Here is an 18801-nt window from a genome sequence, read left to right as displayed (position 1 = left end):
TCCCGTGTGTCATCTGCCGATATAGGTAGTGCTTCCCATCATGGGAAGGTCAAGGGGCGTGACGGGAATGATCGCGTGAAGAGCCGGGGTAGACGGAGTGATCAGAGCGGGGCGCGAAGACCGGGCGTATAGCCGGCAGCCGTGATGGCCGCGGCGATCTCTTCGGCGCTCGCGTCGGTTTCCACATCCGCCGTTTTCGCCGCAAGGTCGATGCGCACTCCGGCTTGGCCGTCGACGCTGCGGATCGCGTTTTCCACCGTGCTCTTGCAGTGGGCGCAGGTCATGTCGGGTATGTCGAACACAGTCATGGGGACGTCTCCTTTCAGATCCGTCCCCATGATAGGGCTTCCAACACTTGGAAGGTCAAGGCTTACTTTATAGCGTCTCCCGGCATCAGCCGTCGAGCGCATCCAGCAGATCCTGGGCGCGTGCGGCCGAGATGCGGCGGACTTCCAGCTCGTCGCGGCGACCGGCGACGAGGTCGCTGGCCAGGATCCGGTCGGCCAGATCGGCGGGCAGGGACAGGAGGACGCGGGTCTCCTCGGTATGGATGCCGCCGAGCGAGGAGCGCTTGCCCGTGATCATGCCGCCGGCCACCGTGTTGTTGGTGTCGGGGTCGATCAGGATGAACGCGCCCGTCGTGCGGTTCTGCTCGTAGGCGTCGAACATGGCCTGCTCGTCGAAGGCGAGATGCACCTTGCCGATGGCATTCATCGAGAGCGCGTCGGAGGGCCCCCACTTGCCGCTCTTCAGGTCCAGCTGGCTGACCGGCTCGACGCTGACGCGCTGGCGGCGGGAGCCGCTCTTCAGCCAGTAGCGCTTGTTCGGCTGGATGCCGTCCGGCTGCAGGGCCACGATCTGCGCATCGAAGGCGACGCCGGTCTGGGGCTGGCTGTCGATGGCGACGATCATATCGCCGCGCGACACGTCTACCTGACGATCGAGCACGAGTGTGATCGCATCGCCGGCCACGGCCGCATTGCGCACGAGGTCGAAGGTGACGATCTTGGTGACGTTGGCGACCATGCCCGAGGGCAGGATGACGACGCTGTCGCCCGGCTTGACCGAGCCGCCGGCAACGGTGCCCTGATAGCCGCGGAAGCTTTCGCCCGGACGCGACACGCGCTGGACCGGCAGGCGGAAGCCGGTCGTCTGACCGGAGCGGACCGTGGCCAGCTCGAGAACCTCGACCAGCGTCGGGCCGTCGTACCATGGCATGGAGGCGCGGCCGTCATAGACGACGTTCTCGCCCTTCAGCGCGGACACCGGGATGGCCGTGACCTGACGCACGCCGAGCGACAGGGCCAGCTCGCGGAAATCATGGCTGATCGCGTCGAAGCGGGCGCGATCGTAGCCGGTGAGGTCGATCTTGTTGACCGCCAGCACGAACTGGCGAATGCCCATCAGCGTGGCGATGGTGGCATGGCGGCGCGTCTGCTCGAGCAGACCGACGCGAGCATCGACCAGCAGGATGGCGAGGTCGGCCGTGGAGGCGCCGGTCGCCATGTTGCGGGTGTACTGCTCGTGGCCGGGGGTGTCGGCGACGATGAAGGAGCGGTTTTCGGTCGCGAAATAGCGATAGGCCACATCGATGGTGATGCCCTGTTCGCGCTCGGCCTGGAGGCCATCGAGAAGCAAGGCGAAGTCCGGCAGGCCGAGATCGTTCTGCTTGCCGCTGGAGTCGCGGGCCAGCGTCGCCGCTTGGTCTTCCTTGACGGCCTTGGTGTCCCAGAGAAGCCGGCCGATCAGCGTCGACTTGCCATCGTCGACGCTGCCGCAGGTGATGAGGCGCAGGGGACGGCTGTCGCGGGGTGCGCGCGCATCCGAGCCGGTGAAGGCCGTAACGTTGCCGGAGATCTTGGCCTCGCTTGCGCTGACGCCCGTATGGCCCGAAGCCTGGACACCGGCGGCATGGCTGCCTGTGGAAGCGGAAACGGTCATCAGAAATATCCTTCGCGTTTTTTCTTCTCCATCGAACCGGACTGGTCCCGGTCGATGGCGCGGCCCTGACGTTCGGAAACGGTCGCGGTCTCGAGTTCTGCGATGATGTCGGCCAGCGTGGTGGCGCTGGAGCGGATGGCGCCGGTCAGCGGGAAACAGCCGAGCGTGCGGAAGCGGATCAGCTCCTGGCGCTTGGCTTCGCCGGGCTGCAGCTCCAGCCGCGGATCTTCCGCCAGGATCATCATGCCGTCGCGCTCGACGACCGGGCGCTCCGCCGCGAAGTAGAGGGGGACGATCGGGATTTCCTCGGCCTGGATGTAGCGCCAGATATCGACTTCGGTCCAGTTCGACAGCGGGAAGGCGCGCACGCTCTCGCCCTTGCGGATCATGCCGTTATAGACGTTCCAGAGTTCCGGGCGCTGGTTGCGCGGGTCCCAGCGGTGGTCGGGCGTGCGGAACGAGTAGATGCGTTCCTTGGCGCGGCTGGCCTCCTCGTCGCGGCGTGCACCGCCGAAGGCCGCATCGAAACCGCCGGCGTCCAGTGCCTGGCGCAGACCCTCGGTCTTCATGATGTCGGTATAGAGCGCCGAGCCGTGGGTGAACGGCGTGACGTTCTCCGCCGCACCGCGCGGGTTGATGTGCTCGATCAGGTCGAGGTCGTAGCGCTCGACGATCTCGTCGCGGAACGCGATCATCTCGGCAAATTTCCAGCCGGTGTTCACATGCAGCAGCGGAAAGGGCACGCGGCCGGGGTAGAACGCCTTGCGCGCGAGGTGCAGCAGAACGGAGCTGTCCTTGCCGACGGAATAGAGCATCACGGGCTTTTCGAACTCGCCGGCCACTTCGCGGAAGATGTGGATGGCTTCGTTCTCGAGCGCCTTGAGATGCGGGTCGAGCGGCGGGCGGGCGCTCTGCGGATTGTGAAGTTCCGTTTCCGGAAGCGTCAGGGACATCGGGTGGTCTCCAGTCTCGTTCGGTCGGGGTCGGGCGGGGCGCGCGTCAGGCAGCGCTACCGGCCATCGCCTTCGTGTCGGGTATCGGCTGCGAAGCGGCGTCCGCCACGTGCAGGCCGCATTCGCGGGTTTCGTCGTTTTCCCACCACCAGCGTCCGGCGCGCTCCGGCTCGCCGGGCTTGATGGCCCGCGTACAGGGCTCGCAGCCGATCGAGGGATAGCCGCGGGCGTGCAGCGGATTGACCGGGATCGCTTCGGCCACGACATAGGCGCGGATCGTATCGATATCCCAGTCGGCAAGCGGATTGATCTTGATCAGGCCGCGGTCGAGATCGGCTTCGGCAAAGGGCGTATCGGCGCGATTGCCGGACTGGCCGCGGCGCAGGCCGGTGATCCAGTAGGTCGCGCCGGCGAGCGCACGGGCGAGCGGCTTCACCTTGCGCACGCCGCAACAGGCGTGGCGGGCCTCGATGCTCTCGTAAAAGCCGTTCAGGCCATAGCTTGCGGCATAGGCGTCGACATCGGCCTGCTCGGGATGAAAGCGCTTGATGAGGATGCCGTAGGTCTGCTCCGTCGTGTCGATCAGGGCGACGGTCTCGTTGAACAGCCGGCCGGTTTCGAGCGTGGACACCGCGATGTCGAGCTTCGCCGTGCCGATGGCAGCCGTGATGACCTGATCTTCGATGCCGAGGCTGGTGGTGAAGACGGCCCGCCCGTCGAGAGAGGCGACCAGCGCCAGCCTCTCGCCGAGGGTGAGACATTCCAGCTGCCGGGCCAGCGCCGCCGCAGTTGTTTCAAGAGACATGGATGTCATGGGTTATCCTGTATGGTTGCAGCCTTTATCGCAGTCTTGGCTGATAAAAGACAGAAAAACGGATTTCCAATGGCCGGAGATCGGAGCAAATATCACTCCGATCGGTGCGGATGCGGAAAAACGGAGGTTGCCTTGCTTTTCGGCAACAGGTCTTGGGCCTTGAGATGCGAGGTGTCGGCACGATTGTCGAACGAGACCGTAAACACCTGACAGAGGATGCGGTGTTGCGGTGACCTCACGATAAGTCGACGTGCCATGCGGCTCGAATGCCAATGGTAAGGCTCAACGATCGTGGTACCCAAGCCATCATCCCGCCGCGCAAGAACCGCAGAATCCAGTACTAATACGACAAGACCACATAAAAGCGGCGCAACGACATCGAGCGTAGGTTCTGTCGCCTGATGGAATGGCGTCGCATAGCAACCCGCTTCGACCGCAACATCAAAAACTTCATGGGCGCAATCGCACTCGCAGCGACCGTCATCTGGTGGTTATGAGTCCGGACCATAGATAATAACGCATCTGAACCGCTCCACGCATCGTTGTGAATGCCATCGTTGCACCCAAGCCGCCATTCACCGCTGATGGAACGAAACCATCCATCAGCGGTGGCATCCACCTATCACGGCGTGTGCATGAGCAGCTTCCGGTTGCTTGTGCTTTCTGTCGGATGATCGCAAACCACCGGTGAAGCGGGCCATCGTGGTCGGCAGACGACATCACCTGTTCCGAAACCGGAAAACGAAGGTTCATTCATGCCTCGCCAGCTGTCTCTCGCACGTGACCGAATCTCCGTGCTTCTGCTTGAAGGCATCAGCCAGAGCGCCGTCGATTATTTCACGTCATGTGGATACACCAACCTCGTGCATCTGCCCAAAGCGCTCGATGACAAGGATCTCAAGGCCCATATCGCCGATGCACATATCATCGGCATCCGGTCCCGGACGCAACTGACGGAAGAGATCTTCGAGTCCGCCAGGAAGCTCATCGCGGTCGGTTGTTTTTCCGTCGGTACCAATCAGGTCGATCTGGACGCGGCGCGGCGTCGTGGGATTCCGGTCTTCAATGCGCCGTATTCGAACACCCGCTCGGTGGCCGAACTTGTGATCGGCGAGATCATCATGCTGACGCGGCAGATCTTTCCGCGGTCGGCGTCCGCACATCAGGGCGGATGGGAGAAATCCGCTGTCGGCAGCCACGAGGTTCGCGGCAAAACCCTCGGCATCGTCGGCTACGGCAATATCGGCTCGCAGCTGAGTGCGCTCGCCGAAAGCATGGGGATGGTGGTCCGCTATTTCGATCTCTCCGACAGGCTGCGCCGCGGAAATTCCGAGTCGATGGCGTCGCTCGGCGAGCTTCTCGACATATCCGACTATGTGACGATGCATGTCCCGGAGACGGCTTCGACGCACAACATGATCACGGAAGCCGAGCTGCGCCGCATGAAGAAGGGCGCCATCTTCATCAACAACGCCCGCGGCACCGTCGTCGATCTCGATGCGCTTGCGAAAGTGCTGAGGGAAGGCCATCTGGCAGGTGCCGCGATCGATGTGTTTCCCAAGGAACCGGCTTCCAACAACGAGCGTTTCGAAAGCCCGCTGCAGGGCCTGGACAACGTCATTCTGACACCACATGTTGGCGGCTCGACCGAAGAGGCACAGGAGCGCATCGGCGGGGAAGTCGCCAGAAAGCTGGTCGAGTACTCCGACATCGGCTCGACGATGGGCGCGGTCAACTTTCCGCAGGTCCAGTTGCCCGAGCGCCCGAACGGAACGCGCTTCATCCACGTCCACGAAAACCGCCCCGGCATGCTCAACCGCTTGAACGAAATCTTCTCGTCGCGCGGGGTGAACATCTTCGCCGAGTTCCTGCAGACCCACGGCGACACGGGTTACGTGGTCATCGAAGTCGAGAGTGTCGATCAGGCCGCGGACGAAATCCTTCAGGTGCTCCGCGCGATACCCGGCACGATCAGGACGAGATTGCTTTATTGACGCGTGGCGCCTGACGCGATGGCGGATGCCGTTACGACGAGCAGGTGCTGCACCCCGTTAGACGGATACGCGAAACGTCCATCATGCCGCCTTGTCCTGCGGCCGAAACCGGCCGTCGTGCCTGCCGACCCGTCGGCGTACCCGGTATGGCATAGCGTGCCTGCTCGTAGGAGCCGATCTGCTTCATGATTTGGGTTGCAAGCACATCGAGAACATTACGCGGTCCGTGGCGAGGCGCGGGCACACTTGCCAGGTTCTGTACCAATAATTTGGTTTCATTGCGCACTTCGACGTGATTCACTCGCCTCAGCAAAAGAGGCAGTTGCATGTCTGATTTCTTCTGGCTTTCCGACGCGCAGTGGGAGCGGATAGAGCCGCATTCACCGATAGATGTGCGAGGCAAGCCGCGCGTGGATGACCGCCGGGTCTCGGGACTTTCAATGCGCTGCGCTGTTGTTGCCGTTGGGCCGATTGTGCAGATGTCTATGGACCGAAGAAGACACTCTACGCCCGCTTTGTCCGATGGTCCGAACGCGACATCTGGGAGGACATCTTCAGTACGATGGCGGGGCCGATGATGCGCAGGACCGGCTGTTCATCGACAGCCGTTACATCACGGTCCACCGCTGATCAGGTTGAGGAAAAAGGGGGCCGTGGCTCTTGGTATCGGCCGCACCAAAGGTGGACGGAATACTAAGCTCCAAGCAAAAAGGCCGCTCTCACATCCTGCTCCCGACACCCGGAAACGCCCATGATTGCAAGGTTGCAATTCTCGAGGCTCTGTTATCTAAAGCTGAAAGCGTCGCCAACAAAAGTTATGACAGCCAGGCTCTGCGCGAGTGGTTCGACGATCGTGGTACCCAGGCCATCATCCCGACGCGCAAGAACCGCAAAATTAAGTACGAATACGACAGGGCCACTTGCAAGCAGCGCAACGTCATCGAGCGAATGTTCTGTCGGCTCAAGGACTGGCGTCGCATCGCAACCCGCTTCGACCGCAACATCAAAAACTCCGTGGGCGCAATCGAACTAGCAGCGACCGTCATCTGTTGGTTGAGAGTTTGGATCTTAGGAACCTCAGAACGCAAAATCGCTTCGCGCTATTGTTGAACTGCTCTATCGCGACGACATCCGTCTCCCGCCCGTTTCCGCCTGCGGGTTCACCCATGGCGCCTGGTTCGAGCGCGGCAGGGGTTGCTTGCCGAGGATGTGGTCGGCGGCTTTTTCGCCGGTCATGATCGAGGGGCCGTTGAGGTTGCCGTAGGTGACGTGCGGGAAGATGGAGGAGTCGGCGACGCGCAGACCCTCGACGCCGATCACGCGCGTTTCCGGATCGACCACCGCCATCGGATCGCTCGCGTCGCCCATGCGGCAGGTGCCGCAGGGGTGGTAGGCACTTTCCAGGTGCTCGCGCAGGAAGGCGTCGATCTCCTCGTCGCTGGTGACGGTCTCGCCCGGCTGGATCTCCGGGCCGCGATAGGTGTCGAACGCCGGCTGGCGGAAGATCTCGCGGGTGAGGCGGACACAGTGGCGGAATTTCTCCCAGTCTTCCGGATGGCTCATATAGTTGAAGCGGATGACCGGGTCGGCCTTCGGATCGGACGAGCGCAGGGTCACCGCGCCGCGCGATTTCGACAGGTTATAGCCGACATGCACCTGGAAGCCGTGGCTCTTGGCCGCCGCCTTGCCGTCATAGGAGATGGCGACGGGCAGGAAGTGATACTGGATATCGGGTTGCTTGAGCCCCGGCGCGGAACGCAGGAACGCGCAGGCCTCGAACTGGTTGGAGCTGCCGAGCCCCGTCCGCGTCATCAGCCATTGCGCCCCGGCGACCCCCTGCCAGAACCAGGGCAGCCAGGAATAGAGCGAGACCGGCTTGGTGGAGACCTGCTGGAAGTAGAACTCCATATGATCCTGAAGGTTGGCGCCAACGCCCGGTCGGTCGGCCTTGACCTCGATCCCCATCGACTGGAGATGCGCGGCTGGACCGATGCCGGAGAGCATCAGCAGCTTCGGCGAATTGAACGAGGAGGCGGAGACGATGACCTCGCGCTTCGCTCGGATCACCTCGATCGCGCCGCCGCGCTCGATCTCCACGCCGGTCGCCCGCCCGTTCTCGATGACGATGCGGCGCGCGAAGCCGCGCAGGAGGGAGACGTTCGCCCGCTTCAGGGCCGGACGGAGATAGGCGTTGGCGGCCGACCAGCGGCGGCCGTTGTGGATCGTCTGCTCCATCAGGCCGAAGCCCTCCTGCTTGGAGCCGTTATAGTCCTCCGTCATCTCGAAGCCCGCTTCGCTTCCGGCCTTGATGAAGGCATGGAAGAGCGGGTTCTTCACCGGGCCGCGCCGCACGTGAAGCGGACCGTCGGTGCCCCGCCATCCCTCCTCGCCGCCATGGCTGTGCTCCATCCGCTTGAAATAGGGCAGCACGTCCGCATAGGCCCAGCCACGGGCGCCGAGCGCTTCCCAGCGATTGAAGTCCTCGGCGTGGCCGCGCACGTAGACGAGCCCGTTGATCGACGAGGAGCCGCCGATGACCTTGCCGCGCGGTGCGCTGATGCGGCGATTGTTGAGGTTCGGCTCGGGCTCCGAATAATACCCCCAATTGTATCGCTTCATGCTCATCGGCCAGGCGAGCGCCGCCGGCATCTGAATGAACGGCCCGATATCGGACCCCCCGGCCTCGATGACGATCACGGTGTTCCGGCCGTCTTCGGACAGGCGATAGGCAAGCGCGGAGCCGGCGGACCCGGAGCCGATGATGATGAAGTCTGCTTCCATAATGGTATCCTGTCGCCCTAGTGAAAGACGTCCTGGCAAATGCGCTGCTTGCGATGAAAGGACTCGCCGTCGAATTTCCTCGGAGGTATGTTTGCCGGATGAAAGAGATCGTCGTGACGCGCGAGGCGCAGAAAAGCTTGAAAAAGATGCAGCCACAGCGCCGCGCTGCCATTTTTACAAGACTTGACGCCTATGCGCGTGGTGAAGCTGTCGACATCAAGAAAATGCAGGGATACCCTTATTTCCGCATCCGGGTTGGACAGGATCGCGTCGTGATCGACGATCTGGGCCGCGTGATTACGGTCATCGACGCGGGGCCGCGCGGAAGCATCTATAAAAGGTAACGACGAATGAGCGATGTTCAAAAACTGACGATCGACGGCAAGAACTATGTTCTCCTCAGCGAAGACGACTACGAGGATCTGGTCGACGGACTTCAGGCCAGCGCGATCATGGCGCGGATTGCTGCCGGCGAGGAGACATGGCCTCTCGATCTGGTGAAAGAACTGTTTGAGACAGACAGTCGCGTGAGGACGTTTCGGGAGTACCGCAAAATCTCTACCGCCGCCCTCGCCGAAGCAGCAGATATTTCGGAACAAGACCTTTCGGACATCGAGAGCAACACGACAACAGGCTCCGTCGATGTGCTGACTCGCATCGCCACGGCGCTGAACGTCGATCTGGACGATCTCGTGGTGGAGCGCGACGCCCATCAATAGGGCGCCTCGACCTTGCCCATCGCGACATAGACCGTCTTCAGCTCGGTGTAGTGCTGGAGTGCTGCCACCGAATTCTCGCGGCCGAAGCCGGACTGCTTGGAGCCGCCGAAGGGGATTTCGACCGGGCAGAGATTGTAGGTGTTGATCCAGAGCGTGCCGGCCTCCAGCTTGTCCACCACGCGGTGGGCGCGGGTGATGTCGCTTGTGAACACGCCAGCGGAGAGGCCGAATTCGGTGGCGTTGGCGCGGGCGACGACCTCGTCCTCATCGTCGAAATCCAGCACGCACATTACAGGGCCGAAGATCTCTTCGCGGGCGATCGTCATCGTGTCGGTGACATCGGCAAAGACGGTCGGCTGGATGTAGGTGCCTTCGGCCGGTACGTCGTTGGGGATAGCGCCGCCGGTGACGAGCGTTGCGCCTTCCGCCTTGCCGGTCTCGATGTAGTCGAGCACCTTGTCGCGCTGAGCCCGCGAGACCATCGGCCCAAGCTGGGTCGCCTCGTCCATGGGGTCGCCGATGACGATCTTTTCCGTGCGGGCCTTGAGGCCGGCGAGGAAGCGGTCCTTGACGCTCCTCTGCACGAAGACGCGCGTGCCGTTGGAGCAGACCTGGCCGGTCGAATAGAAATTGCCGAGCATCGCGCCGCCGATGGCGCTGTCGAGATCGGCGTCCTCGAACACGATCAGCGGCGACTTGCCGCCGAGCTCCATGGTGACATGCTTCAGCTGGCCGGCCGCTGCGGCCGCGACCTTGCGTCCGGTCGGCACCGAGCCGGTCAGCGACACCTTGCCGACATCGGGATGGCCGACGAGCAGGGGGCCGGTGTCCCGGTCGCCCTGGATCACGTTGAACAGCCCCTTCGGCAACCCCGCCTCAATGAGGATCTCGGCGATCTTCAACGCGCCGAGCGGCGTGTTTTCCGAGGGCTTGAACACCATCGCATTGCCCGAAACGAGCGCCGGTGCCGCCTTCCAGCAGGCGATCTGCTGGGGGTAGTTCCAGGCGCCGATGCCGACGCAGACGCCGATCGGCACACGCCGGGTGTAGGCGAAGTCGGCGCCGAGCGGGATGTGCTCGCCGTTCAGCGCCGCAGCCGCCACACCGCCGAAAAACTCGAAGCTGTCGGCGCCCGAGGTGGGGTCGGCGACGATCGTTTCCTGGATCGGCTTGCCGGTGTCGAGCGTTTCCAGCTCCGACAGTTCGCGGTTGCGCGTCCGCATGATGTCGGCCGCCTTCTTCAGAATCCGCCCGCGTGCCGTCGGGCTCAGCGCCGCCCATTCCGGCTGCGCCCGTTTCGCCGCCGCCACGGCCTGCTCGACGATGGCGGGCGTTGCGGCATGGAGCCTAGCGATGACCTCGCCGGTTGCGGGATAGAGGCTGTCGAACGGGGTGCCCGCGGTATCCTCGACATAGGCGCCATCGATGAAGTGGGACGCTTTCGGCTGGGCTCTCATGTTGTCTTGTCCTTCAGGGCGGTTCTTTTTTTCGAGGCCTCGTCGGCCGGACGGTTCATGCTTCGGCCAGATGGGCCTTTGAGAAAGATCGACCGTTGCGCTTTCGCCATCCTTCATTCTCCGCGTGGAAATCGCTTGGAGTCTTCGAGATTGTCGAGGTTCATGTGGTTGCGCATGTAGCGTTCGGAGGCTTTCTGCAGCGGCTGGTGGTCCCAGGGGTAGTAGGCGCCGTTGCGCAGCGCCTCGTAGACCACCCAGCGGCGGGCCTGGCTTTCGCGCACGGCGGCATCGAAGGCCGGCATGTCCCAGCGGGCCTCGCGCATCTGGCGGAAAGCCTCCAGCGTTGCGGCGATGGCGGGGGTCGGGGGGGATGGAGCAAGGTTGTCCAGTTCCAGCGGATCGGCGTCCAGATCGTACAGCTGGTCGGGGTCATCGGCGCAATGGACGTATTTCCACTTGCCCTCGCGGATGGCGACGAGCGGGGCGATCGATCCTTCCGCGGCATATTCCATCAGCACGGGCGAGGCGCGCTCGGCGCCGTCGATGACGGGCCGCAGGCTTTCCCCGTCCGTCCACGGCATGATCTCGTCCATCGAGATGCCCGCGAGGTCGCAGAGCGTGGGGGTGACGTCGAGGTTGGAGACGGGGGCCGTGTGCAGCCCGGGCGCGACGCCCGGCCCCGCGATCATCAGCGGCACGCGGGCGGAGCCCTCGAAAAAGTTCATCTTGAACCACAGGCCGCGTTCGCCCAGCATGTCGCCATGGTCCGAGCAGAACAGGATCAGCGTGTCGTCCAGCTGGCGCGTCCGTTCCAGCGTGTCCACGAGCCGGCCGACCTTTTCGTCGATGTATGAGATATTCGCGAAATAGGCCTGCCGCGAGCGGCGGATGTCGGTCTCGGTTACGGTGAAGCTGGCATAGTCGCAGGCCGCGATCAGGCGCTGGGAATGCGGGTCCTGCGTTTCCAGCATGCCGACGTCGGGCAGAAGATGAGCGCAGTCCTCGTAGAGATCCCAGAACCGGCGGCGGGCCACGTAGGGGTCGTGCGGATGGGTGAAGGAGGCCGTCAGGCACCAGGGCCGGCGTCCGGCGGCGCCGATGTCGCGCGCGAGATGATAGATCTTCTGCTCGGCGAGAAAGGCGACCTCGTCGTCATATTCCATCTGGTTGGTGATCTCGGCCACGCCCGCGCCGGTGACGGAGCCGAGGTTGTGGTACCACCAGTCGATCCGCTCGCCGGGCTTGCGATAGTCCGGCGTCCAGCCGAAATCCGCAGGGTAGATGTCCGTCGTCAGCCGCTCCTCGAAGCCGTGCAACTGGTCGGGGCCGACGAAATGCATCTTGCCGGAGAGCGCCGTATAGTAGCCGGCCCGGCGCAGATGATGGGCGAAGGTGGGAATGGAGGAAACGTATTCCGCCGCATTGTCGTAGACGCCGGTGCGGCTCGGCAGCTGGCCCGCCATGAAAGAGGCGCGGGCCGGCGCGCAGAGCGGCGACGAGGTGTAGTTGTTGACGAAGCGGGCCGAGCGCGCGGCGAGAGCCTTCAGGTGCGGCGCGTGCAGCCATTCCGCCGGGCCGTCCGGAAAGAGTTTTCCGTTGAGCTGGTCGACCATGATGATCAGGATGTTCGGCTTGCTGCTCTCGACGGGGCTCACGCGGCGGATCCTTTCTCTTGTGGGGGCGCGAGACGGGCGAGGGCGGCATCGACGGCGTCTTCCGCCAGCGCGATGGACCGCTCGGTCGTCAGCGGCGCGGCGCCCAGGGCACGGCGGATGTAGAGGCCGTCGATCAGCGCGGCCGTCGCCTCGGCGATGCGCGAGGCCTCGGTTTTCGGGCAGAGCTGCGAGAGGCTGGCCGTCAGGTTCGAGTGCAGACGGCGGGCGTAGAGCGCCAGCAGCCGGCGGACGGCTTCCGAGCGCTGTGCCTCGGTGTAGAAGGCAAGCCAGGCGGCCACCGTTTCCGGCGCGAACTGCCCGGCATGGAAGCTGACGCGGATGATGGCCGAGACGCGGGCGCGGGGGCCGTCAGCCTCGGCCAGTGCCGACACGGTATCGCGGCGCAGGTCGCGCAGCAGCGAGCGCATGGTTTCCGTCAGCAGCTGGTCCTTGCTGCCGAAATAGTGATGGGCGAGTGCAGGGGAGACGCCGGCGCGGCGGGCGATATCCGACATGGTCACGGCGAGCGTGCCCTGGTCCCCGATGGCGCTGATGGCAGCATCGACCAAAGCCTTTCGGCGCACCGGCTCCATTCCGACCTTCGGCATCCGCATCTCCCGTCGTCGGCGAGAGCTTAATTTTGATTGATCCGTCAATCAAGAAAAAAAGAGGGTGCGGCTTCGCGCATGGAGTCATTGCGGAACGCGCTGTAACCTGCCGAGGGTTCTGCTTTCAGGCGCGGCCGAAGGCCTCGGTGACTCTGACATCGCCGACATGCATGCCGTTCCAGTTGTGCATCGACGTCGTCGCTTCCGCCAGCAAGGCAGCTTCGATCTCGGGCTCGTCGCGGAAGAAGCGGGCGAGCGTTGCGGCGATCATCGCTTCCGCGGCGCGGGTGGTGCCGTCCTCGCATTTGAGCGCGATGGCGATGCCCTGTTCGGGAATGGCGGCGCAGAAGACCCCTTCCGCACCGGTCTTGGCGAAGATGCGGCCCGGCGCGATCTGCATGAGGCGGGTGCAGGCGCGTTTCGTTCCCGCGACGTAGAAGGGCTCGGCCATGCAGGCGTCGATCAGCCGGCGCGCGGCTCTGGCGCGCTCGGGGGCAAGGCCCGTTCCGGTCGCCATCTTTGCAAAGCCGTGGGCGAGACCCTTCAGCGGCACGGCGTAGGTCGGGATGGCGCAGCCATCGATGCCGCAATTGTCGTGGCCGAGGGCGGCGCCCGTCAGGCTTTCCATCGCATCGCGGATCTCGCGCTGGATGAAGTGGTCGTAGCCGATATAGCCTTGCGGATCGACGCCCGCATGACAGGCGGCGCAGATGAAGCCGGAATGCTTGCCGGAGCAGTTGTTGTGCAGCGCGTTCGGCTTGTCCATCGCCCGCACCTGGTCGATCAGCACCGGCTGGCTGAAAGACCAGTGGGCGCCACATTCGAGCGTCGAGACGTCGCGCCCGGCCAGCGCCAGCATGTCGGCGGCAAGGGCCGCATGTTCCGGCTCGCCGTTGTGGGAGGAGCAGGCGAGCGCGAGCATCCGCTGGTCGAGCCCGTAAGCGTCGGCGGCGCCGGTCTCAACGAGGGGCAGGGCTTGCATCGCCTTGCAGGCGGACCGCGGGAAGATGGCGGCATCGACATCGCCGAGGGAGAAGACGGTACGGCCGTCGCCATCGACCGCGATCACCATGCCGCGATGGCGGCTTTCCACCAGAGGCCCGCGCGTCACCTCGACCAGTACCGGATTCGTCATGTCACAAGCCTCTCGTCATCACATTTCGGTGCGGATCTTGCCATCCGTTCCCGGCACGACGATCTCTCTTGCGAGATCACCGCGGCTTTCCATCCCCTGCCATAACCGATCGCGCTTCCCCGTCAAACCCGGACATTGCATGAATTTGATCCGTATTCTCCTGCTTGGCATCCTCGTCGTCTATCTCCTGCCGGCACTGGCATCGGCCGGCCTCTGGTATGTCCGGGAGCGTCCGGAGAGCTGGCGCAATGCCGACTGGTCCTCGTCGGGCGTGCTGCCCAAGGCCACAGCGGACGGCGAGGCCGCCGTCTATGTGCTCTCGGCGGCGACAGGCGGTCTGAAAGGCGCGGTCGCGAGCCATGCCTGGATCGTGACGAAGGCGGCGGGGGATCGCGTCTACAACCGCTATGACAAGGTCGGCTGGGGGACGCCCATCCGGCGCAACATGCGCGAGGCCGACGGTGCCTGGTATTCCAACCGGCCGAACGTGGTCGTCGCCATCACGGGCGCGGAGGCGGCACGGCTCATCCCGCAGGTCGAGGCGGCGATCCAGTCCTACCCCTATGCCACGCCCGGCGCCTACCGCATCTGGCCGGGTCCGAACTCCAACACCTTCGTCGCGCATGTGCTGCGCACCGTGCCCGATCTCGGCGCCGTGCTGCCGCCGGATGCCGTCGGGCGCGATTACCTGCCGGAGGGCAGGCTGTTTTCGATCGATGCCGACGGTCGCGACATGCATGCCACGCTCTACGGTCTGCTCGGCATCTCCGCCGGGGTGCGCAGCGGGTTCGAGCTGCATTTCCTCGGTCTCGTCGCCGGCGTGGATTTCGCACGCCCCGCGCTCAAGATCCCCGCTTTCGGACGGCTGGGGGTCTAAGGGCTGCCGTCAATAGTAATTCTACGTTTACGTTTAACGGATGCCGTGGAAAGCGCGAGCCCTGCCGGCGCCTGACGAATCCCTGAAACGGAAAAAGGGCCGCGTTAGCGACCCTTTCCACGAAATACGGCCCGTAAACGGCCCGGACTGGCTGCTGGCTCAGTCCGTAGAAGGAAGGCTCAGAGCGAGGGCTGCCTCGTTTCCGCAACCATGCTTCCCGTGTCCGTTACGAGTACCGAAATCTCATTAGACATTGGACCACCTTCCTTTCATTACGTTGAACATGAGGAAAAGATAGGTGATTTTCGAAGAAGTGCAAGTCCTTCTTTCAGATCGGTTCAGCAACGGCGATCACGAAGAATGACGTTTGCTTGTTGCGGCGTGAACGCCACGCCGCATCGCTAAAGAGTAATCACAATCTTACCGATATGGCCGCTCTCCTCCATCAGCCGGTGGGCCTCGGCGACGTTGGCGAAGGGCAGGACGGCGCTCATGACAGGGGCGACGGTGCCGTCGTCGAGCAACGGCCAGACATTGTCCTCCAGATCGTCGCGGATCGCTTCCTTTTCCACGGCCGTGCGCGGGCGAAGGGCCGAGCCCATGATGCGGAGGCGCTTGGAGAGGATCGGGGCGATATTGGCGCTCTCCACCTTGGCGCCGCCGAGGAAGGCGATGATGGAAAGCCGGCCGTCGGTTGCGAGGCATTCGAGGTTGCGCTCGAAATAGGAGGCGCCGATCATGTCGAGGATGACATCGACGCCGCGCCCCCCGGTTTCCGCCAGGATGACCTCCTTGAAATCCTCCTGCTTATAGTCGATGGCCCTGACGGCGCCGAGGGAGAGGCAGGCCTCGCATTTCGGGCCGCTGCCGGCGGTGACGAAGACCTGCGCCCCGAAGGCGCCGGCGAGCTGGATTGCCGTCGTGCCGATGCCGCTCGAGCCGCCATGAATGAGGATGGATTCTCCCTCCACCAGATCCGCCATCTGGAACACGTTCGCCCAGACGGTGAAGAAGGTTTCCGGCAGTGCCGCGGCGCGGGCGGCGTCATAGCCGGTCGGCCAGCGCAGAGCCTGCGTCGCGGGCACGCTGCAATATTCGGCATAGCCGCCGCCATTGGCGAGCGCCGTCACGCGGTCCCCGATGGCAAAGCCTTCGGCCCCGTCCCCTATGGCAACCACTTCGCCCGCAACCTCCAATCCGAGGATGGGGCTCGCGCCGGGCGGGGCGGGATAGAGCCCCTTGCGCTGCATCACATCCGGCCGGTTGATGCCGGCGGCCTCGACGCGCACCAGCAGGTGGCCGGCGTCGAGCTGCGGCAGCGGGCCCTTGGCAAGCACCATGGCATCCGGTCCGCCGGGCGAGGGCAGGTCGATGAACGTCATTTGCGTCGGCAGCGGCATGGGAACTCCTGTGCTTGGTTGCTGCAAGAGGTAGGGCATTGCGCAATGGGGTCAAAGGCCGGGCACTTACAGAACCAGAAGGACGCCGCCCACGGCGATGAGGCCGATGCCGAGCGTGTGCAGGGCCGACAGCTTTTCGCCGAGAAACAGGACGGCGAAGAGGGCGACGAGAACGACGCTCATCTTGTCGACCGGCGCCACCCGCGCCGCATCGCCGATCTGCAGTGCGCGAAAATAGCAGAGCCAGGATGCGCCGGTCGCAAGCCCCGACAGGACGAGAAAGAGCCAGCTTTTCGGCGAGACGGTGGCGGGCGACTGCCAGTGTCCCGTTATGGCGAGCAGCAATCCCAGCGCCGCGAGGATGACCACGGTGCGCACGAAGGTCGCGAAGTCCGAATTGACGTTCTCAATGCCGATCTTGGCGAAGATGGCGGTGAGCGCCGCGAAGACGGCCGAGAGCAGGGCCCAGGCCTGCCAGGAAAGAAACAGGGATCGCATCGGTCAGACCTTTCCGGCGCCGTTGATCGTGGGTCGCGGGGGGCTCAGGCCGGAAGGATCTCCAGCCCGGCCTCGCGATAGAGCGAGAGTGTCGTGTCCTCGATATCGGCGGGAACCACAAGACCGGTCAGGTCGGCAAGCGGCAGGATGCGGTGCGGCGAGACGGCGCCCAGCTTGTCGCCAGCGGCAAGAATGAAGGTCTGCGCAGATTGCCGGACAATGGCGCGCTTGATCGCCGCCTCCTCGAAATCGCCCGTGGTGGCGCCGTGCGCCGGATGAAGGGCGGTTGCGCCAAGGAAGAACAGGTCGAAGCGCATCGTCTCGATGGCGGCCAGTGCCGCCGATCCGGTTGCGACCATCGAGTGCTTGTAGAGCCGGCCGCCGATCAGGATCACCTCGGCATCGTGACCGGAGAGCGCTGCGGCGATCGTCGGGCTGTGCGTGGCGATGGTGATGCGCAGATCGCGCGGCAGGGCGCGGGCCAGCGCCTCGTTCGTGCTGCCGCCATCGAGGAAGACGAGCTGGCCCGTGGCGATCCGCTCGACCGCCCGCAGCGCTAAAGCCTGCTTGGTGGCTTTGGCGATCTCTTTCCGGGCGCCGAGATCGGGGAGAGGCGGGGCGACCGGCAGGGCGCCGCCATGGACGCGCTGCAGCTTGCCCGCCCCCGCAAGCTCGCGCAGATCGCGGCGGATCGTGTCCTCCGACAGGCCGAGCTCACCGGCGAGCGCGGTCGCGACGATCTGCCCGTCGCGGCGCAGGCGATCGAGGATGAGGGCGTGCCGCTGGCTGGTCAGCATCAAAATCTCCTTCTTGACTCTTCCCTATAATGCGTGGTCAAACGCGAAATATCAAGAAAATACCTGCAAAACCATGAAGGAGTTCCCATGTTGATTTTGATCGCCGGCCCTTATCGCTCCGGCACGCATGACGATCCCGCGAAGATGGCAGCCAATCTGAAGGTGCTGGAGGCGCCGTCGCATGCGCTGTTTCAGGCCGGCCACGTGCCGATGATCGGGGAATGGGTGGCGCTGCCGATCTGGCATGCCGCCGGCGGAAAGACGGTCGGGGATGCGCTCTACGAGGAGATCTTCCACCCGGTCGCCGGCCGGCTGCTCGCGCTTTGCGATGCCGTGCTGCGGCTGCCCGGCGCCTCGAAAGGGGCCGACAACGACGTGCGGATCGCACGCGAACGCGGCATTCCTGTCTATGAGAGGCTGGAGGATGTGCCGGGTTGCGCAGGGGTCGCGCCGCGCGCGGTGCCGGCCTGAACCTTTCCCGCCGCCCGCCGCTCAGGCGGGCTCGGCTTCGCGCACGGCCATCATCGCGCGGAAGGCCGGGCGCGACTGGCAGCGCTCGATCCAGGCCTTGATGCCGGGGTGCCGGTCGAACAGGGCCGTCTGGCTCTGGGCATAGCGAAACACTTCCGCAAGGTTCAGGTCCGCTACCGTAAAGCGGTCGCCGACGACATGGGCATGCTGCGACAGGCGGGCTTCGAGAACGCCGAACCACGTCTCCAGCACCTTTGTCGCGGCCTCCACGATGGCCCGGCCGCGTGCCGGGCCGTTCGGCTCGGCATCATAGGCCAGCACGATCTTGACCGCGTGCGGCTCGATTTCGTTTGCGGCCCACAGCGTCCAGTCGAGGATCTGCCCTTCCTCGGCGGCATCCGCGCCGGCAAGCGGTCCGCCATGGGTGCGGGCCAGATAGAGATTGTTGGCAAGCGATTCCGCCAGCACCAGCCCGTCATTGTCGATGGCGGGAATCGTGCCGCGGGGATTGATGGCCAGAAAGGCCGGCGACCGGGTGTTGAGCGGCGCCGTCTCCGCCTGCGGATCGACCAGCCGGCGCGCCTGGACGACCGGAACGGCGCGGAACGGGATGTCCAGTTCACCGGCCATCCAGTAATTGCGCGAAGCCCGCGACCGATAGACGCCGTAGATGGTCAGCATGATGATCTCCCGTTCCCGAT

20 protein-coding genes and 1 pseudogene are annotated in these 18801 nt (G+C 64.3%); 7 read left to right on the top strand and 14 right to left on the bottom strand.

The annotated features are described in order from the left end of the window. Positions 1 to 101 precede the first annotated feature (101 nt). The 4 genes from LRX75_RS09735 to LRX75_RS09720 all read right to left on the bottom strand — a co-directional run bounded on the left by LRX75_RS09735 (position 102) and on the right by LRX75_RS09720 (position 3708). Positions 102 to 308, bottom strand: coding sequence for a heavy-metal-associated domain-containing protein (locus tag LRX75_RS09735; protein WP_231813836.1), 207 nt, complete (start codon positions 306 to 308; stop codon positions 102 to 104). Between the two features lie 85 nt (positions 309 to 393). Beyond that, positions 394 to 1941, bottom strand: a complete 1548-nt coding sequence (gene cysN / locus LRX75_RS09730; RefSeq protein ID WP_231813834.1) for a sulfate adenylyltransferase subunit CysN — start codon at positions 1939 to 1941, stop codon at positions 394 to 396. Then, a complete protein-coding gene (gene cysD, locus LRX75_RS09725) occupies positions 1941 to 2894 on the bottom strand; it encodes a sulfate adenylyltransferase subunit CysD (RefSeq protein ID WP_231813832.1) in 954 nt (317 codons plus the stop codon). The genes cysN and cysD overlap by 1 nt, the downstream gene beginning before the upstream one ends. Before the next feature lie 46 nt (positions 2895 to 2940). Further along, a complete protein-coding gene (locus LRX75_RS09720) occupies positions 2941 to 3708 on the bottom strand; it encodes a phosphoadenylyl-sulfate reductase (RefSeq protein WP_231813830.1) in 768 nt (255 codons plus the stop codon). A gap of 362 nt (positions 3709 to 4070) precedes the next feature. Here LRX75_RS09720 and LRX75_RS23400 point away from each other — a divergent pair. Both LRX75_RS23400 and serA read left to right on the top strand, forming a co-directional pair. Continuing rightward, positions 4071 to 4205: pseudogene (locus tag LRX75_RS23400) on the top strand (IS5/IS1182 family transposase); the annotation flags it as partial. Positions 4206 to 4463: 258 nt separating this feature from the next. Further along, complete coding sequence (gene serA, locus LRX75_RS09715) at positions 4464 to 5702, top strand: phosphoglycerate dehydrogenase (RefSeq protein ID WP_231813828.1); 1239 nt, start codon at positions 4464 to 4466, stop codon at positions 5700 to 5702. Between the two features lie 31 nt (positions 5703 to 5733). Here the strand turns inward: serA and LRX75_RS09710 are convergent, their stop codons facing one another. After that, positions 5734 to 6030 carry a hypothetical protein gene (locus tag LRX75_RS09710; RefSeq protein ID WP_231813989.1) on the bottom strand — a complete coding sequence of 99 codons (297 nt, stop codon included), beginning with the start codon at positions 6028 to 6030 and terminating at the stop codon, positions 5734 to 5736. A 332-nt stretch (positions 6031 to 6362) separates the two neighbouring features. Here LRX75_RS09710 and LRX75_RS09705 point away from each other — a divergent pair, with 332 nt between their 5' ends. Continuing rightward, complete coding sequence (locus tag LRX75_RS09705) at positions 6363 to 6812, top strand: transposase (protein ID WP_231813826.1); 450 nt, start codon at positions 6363 to 6365, stop codon at positions 6810 to 6812. A gap of 6 nt (positions 6813 to 6818) precedes the next feature. On the opposite strand, the gene betA is transcribed toward LRX75_RS09705, so the two are convergent. After that, a complete protein-coding gene (gene betA / locus LRX75_RS09700; RefSeq protein WP_231813824.1) occupies positions 6819 to 8483 on the bottom strand; it encodes a choline dehydrogenase in 1665 nt (554 codons plus the stop codon). A gap of 98 nt (positions 8484 to 8581) precedes the next feature. On the opposite strand from betA, the gene LRX75_RS09695 reads away from it, so the two are divergent. After that, positions 8582 to 8827: a type II toxin-antitoxin system RelE family toxin gene (locus LRX75_RS09695; RefSeq protein ID WP_231813822.1), complete on the top strand. Its 246-nt coding sequence runs from the start codon at positions 8582 to 8584 to the stop codon at positions 8825 to 8827. 6 nt (positions 8828 to 8833) lie between these two features. Beyond that, a complete protein-coding gene (locus LRX75_RS09690) occupies positions 8834 to 9202 on the top strand; it encodes a helix-turn-helix domain-containing protein (RefSeq protein ID WP_231813820.1) in 369 nt (122 codons plus the stop codon). Here LRX75_RS09690 and betB read toward each other — a convergent pair. The 4 genes from betB to LRX75_RS09670 all read right to left on the bottom strand — a co-directional run bounded on the left by betB (position 9196) and on the right by LRX75_RS09670 (position 14057). Further along, positions 9196 to 10659 carry a betaine-aldehyde dehydrogenase gene (gene betB / locus LRX75_RS09685; RefSeq protein ID WP_231813818.1) on the bottom strand — a complete coding sequence of 488 codons (1464 nt, stop codon included), beginning with the start codon at positions 10657 to 10659 and terminating at the stop codon, positions 9196 to 9198. The genes LRX75_RS09690 and betB overlap by 7 nt on opposite strands. Before the next feature lie 113 nt (positions 10660 to 10772). After that, positions 10773 to 12314: a choline-sulfatase gene (gene betC, locus LRX75_RS09680; RefSeq protein WP_338110298.1), complete on the bottom strand. Its 1542-nt coding sequence runs from the start codon at positions 12312 to 12314 to the stop codon at positions 10773 to 10775. After that, entirely contained in the window at positions 12311 to 12922 is a 612-nt protein-coding gene (gene betI / locus LRX75_RS09675) for a transcriptional regulator BetI (protein WP_231813816.1), read from the bottom strand. Before betI ends, betC begins: the two co-directional genes overlap by 4 nt. Positions 12923 to 13046: 124 nt before the next feature. Further along, a complete protein-coding gene (locus LRX75_RS09670; RefSeq protein WP_231813814.1) occupies positions 13047 to 14057 on the bottom strand; it encodes an asparaginase in 1011 nt (336 codons plus the stop codon). Positions 14058 to 14196: 139 nt separating this feature from the next. Between LRX75_RS09670 and LRX75_RS09665 the strand changes: the two genes are divergently transcribed. After that, positions 14197 to 14934: a DUF3750 domain-containing protein gene (locus LRX75_RS09665; RefSeq protein WP_231813812.1), complete on the top strand. Its 738-nt coding sequence runs from the start codon at positions 14197 to 14199 to the stop codon at positions 14932 to 14934. A 401-nt stretch (positions 14935 to 15335) separates the two neighbouring features. On the opposite strand, the gene LRX75_RS09660 is transcribed toward LRX75_RS09665, so the two are convergent. The 3 genes from LRX75_RS09660 to LRX75_RS09650 form a co-directional block, all read right to left on the bottom strand. Beyond that, positions 15336 to 16334, bottom strand: a complete 999-nt coding sequence (locus LRX75_RS09660; RefSeq protein WP_231813810.1) for an NAD(P)H-quinone oxidoreductase — start codon at positions 16332 to 16334, stop codon at positions 15336 to 15338. 66 nt (positions 16335 to 16400) lie between these two features. Then, positions 16401 to 16832 (bottom strand): EamA family transporter, encoded by a 432-nt coding sequence (locus tag LRX75_RS09655; protein WP_113151018.1) that lies wholly within the window; start codon positions 16830 to 16832, stop codon positions 16401 to 16403. 44 nt (positions 16833 to 16876) lie between these two features. Then, positions 16877 to 17629 (bottom strand): DeoR/GlpR family DNA-binding transcription regulator, encoded by a 753-nt coding sequence (locus LRX75_RS09650; protein ID WP_231813808.1) that lies wholly within the window; start codon positions 17627 to 17629, stop codon positions 16877 to 16879. 87 nt (positions 17630 to 17716) lie between these two features. Here LRX75_RS09650 and LRX75_RS09645 point away from each other — a divergent pair, with 87 nt between their 5' ends. Further along, positions 17717 to 18100 carry a DUF4406 domain-containing protein gene (locus tag LRX75_RS09645; RefSeq protein ID WP_231813806.1) on the top strand — a complete coding sequence of 128 codons (384 nt, stop codon included), beginning with the start codon at positions 17717 to 17719 and terminating at the stop codon, positions 18098 to 18100. Positions 18101 to 18121: 21 nt separating this feature from the next. Here LRX75_RS09645 and LRX75_RS09640 read toward each other — a convergent pair whose 3' ends face one another. Next, on the bottom strand, positions 18122 to 18781 hold the full coding sequence (locus LRX75_RS09640; RefSeq protein WP_231813804.1) for a glutathione S-transferase family protein: 660 nt from the start codon (positions 18779 to 18781) through the stop codon (positions 18122 to 18124). Positions 18782 to 18801 lie beyond the last annotated feature (20 nt).

It is taken from the genome of Rhizobium quercicola (assembly GCF_021168455.1).
Lineage (GTDB): Bacteria > Pseudomonadota > Alphaproteobacteria > Rhizobiales > Rhizobiaceae > Ferranicluibacter > Ferranicluibacter quercicola.
Note: the sequence above shows the minus strand (reverse complement) of the source record. Positions and strands in the feature narration are given on the sequence as shown.

What these genes read in the sequence shown, in the direction of transcription:
- LRX75_RS09735 (WP_231813836.1), bottom strand. Translation starts at nt 308, where the DNA reads ATGACTGTGTTCGACATACCCGACATGACCTGCGCCCACTGCAAGAGC.
- cysN (WP_231813834.1), bottom strand. Translation starts at nt 1,941, where the DNA reads ATGACCGTTTCCGCTTCCACAGGCAGCCATGCCGCCGGTGTCCAGGCT.
- cysD (WP_231813832.1), bottom strand. Translation starts at nt 2,894, where the DNA reads ATGTCCCTGACGCTTCCGGAAACGGAACTTCACAATCCGCAGAGCGCC.
- LRX75_RS09720 (WP_231813830.1), bottom strand. Translation starts at nt 3,708, where the DNA reads ATGACATCCATGTCTCTTGAAACAACTGCGGCGGCGCTGGCCCGGCAG.
- serA (WP_231813828.1), top strand. Translation starts at nt 4,464, where the DNA reads ATGCCTCGCCAGCTGTCTCTCGCACGTGACCGAATCTCCGTGCTTCTG.
- LRX75_RS09710 (WP_231813989.1), bottom strand. Translation starts at nt 6,030, where the DNA reads ATGCAACTGCCTCTTTTGCTGAGGCGAGTGAATCACGTCGAAGTGCGC.
- betA (WP_231813824.1), bottom strand. Translation starts at nt 8,483, where the DNA reads ATGGAAGCAGACTTCATCATCATCGGCTCCGGGTCCGCCGGCTCCGCG.
- LRX75_RS09695 (WP_231813822.1), top strand. Translation starts at nt 8,582, where the DNA reads ATGAAAGAGATCGTCGTGACGCGCGAGGCGCAGAAAAGCTTGAAAAAG.
- LRX75_RS09690 (WP_231813820.1), top strand. Translation starts at nt 8,834, where the DNA reads ATGAGCGATGTTCAAAAACTGACGATCGACGGCAAGAACTATGTTCTC.
- betB (WP_231813818.1), bottom strand. Translation starts at nt 10,659, where the DNA reads ATGAGAGCCCAGCCGAAAGCGTCCCACTTCATCGATGGCGCCTATGTC.
- betI (WP_231813816.1), bottom strand. Translation starts at nt 12,922, where the DNA reads ATGCCGAAGGTCGGAATGGAGCCGGTGCGCCGAAAGGCTTTGGTCGAT.
- LRX75_RS09670 (WP_231813814.1), bottom strand. Translation starts at nt 14,057, where the DNA reads ATGACGAATCCGGTACTGGTCGAGGTGACGCGCGGGCCTCTGGTGGAA.
- LRX75_RS09665 (WP_231813812.1), top strand. Translation starts at nt 14,197, where the DNA reads ATGAATTTGATCCGTATTCTCCTGCTTGGCATCCTCGTCGTCTATCTC.
- LRX75_RS09660 (WP_231813810.1), bottom strand. Translation starts at nt 16,334, where the DNA reads ATGCCGCTGCCGACGCAAATGACGTTCATCGACCTGCCCTCGCCCGGC.
- LRX75_RS09655 (WP_113151018.1), bottom strand. Translation starts at nt 16,832, where the DNA reads ATGCGATCCCTGTTTCTTTCCTGGCAGGCCTGGGCCCTGCTCTCGGCC.
- LRX75_RS09650 (WP_231813808.1), bottom strand. Translation starts at nt 17,629, where the DNA reads ATGCTGACCAGCCAGCGGCACGCCCTCATCCTCGATCGCCTGCGCCGC.
- LRX75_RS09645 (WP_231813806.1), top strand. Translation starts at nt 17,717, where the DNA reads ATGTTGATTTTGATCGCCGGCCCTTATCGCTCCGGCACGCATGACGAT.
- LRX75_RS09640 (WP_231813804.1), bottom strand. Translation starts at nt 18,781, where the DNA reads ATGCTGACCATCTACGGCGTCTATCGGTCGCGGGCTTCGCGCAATTAC.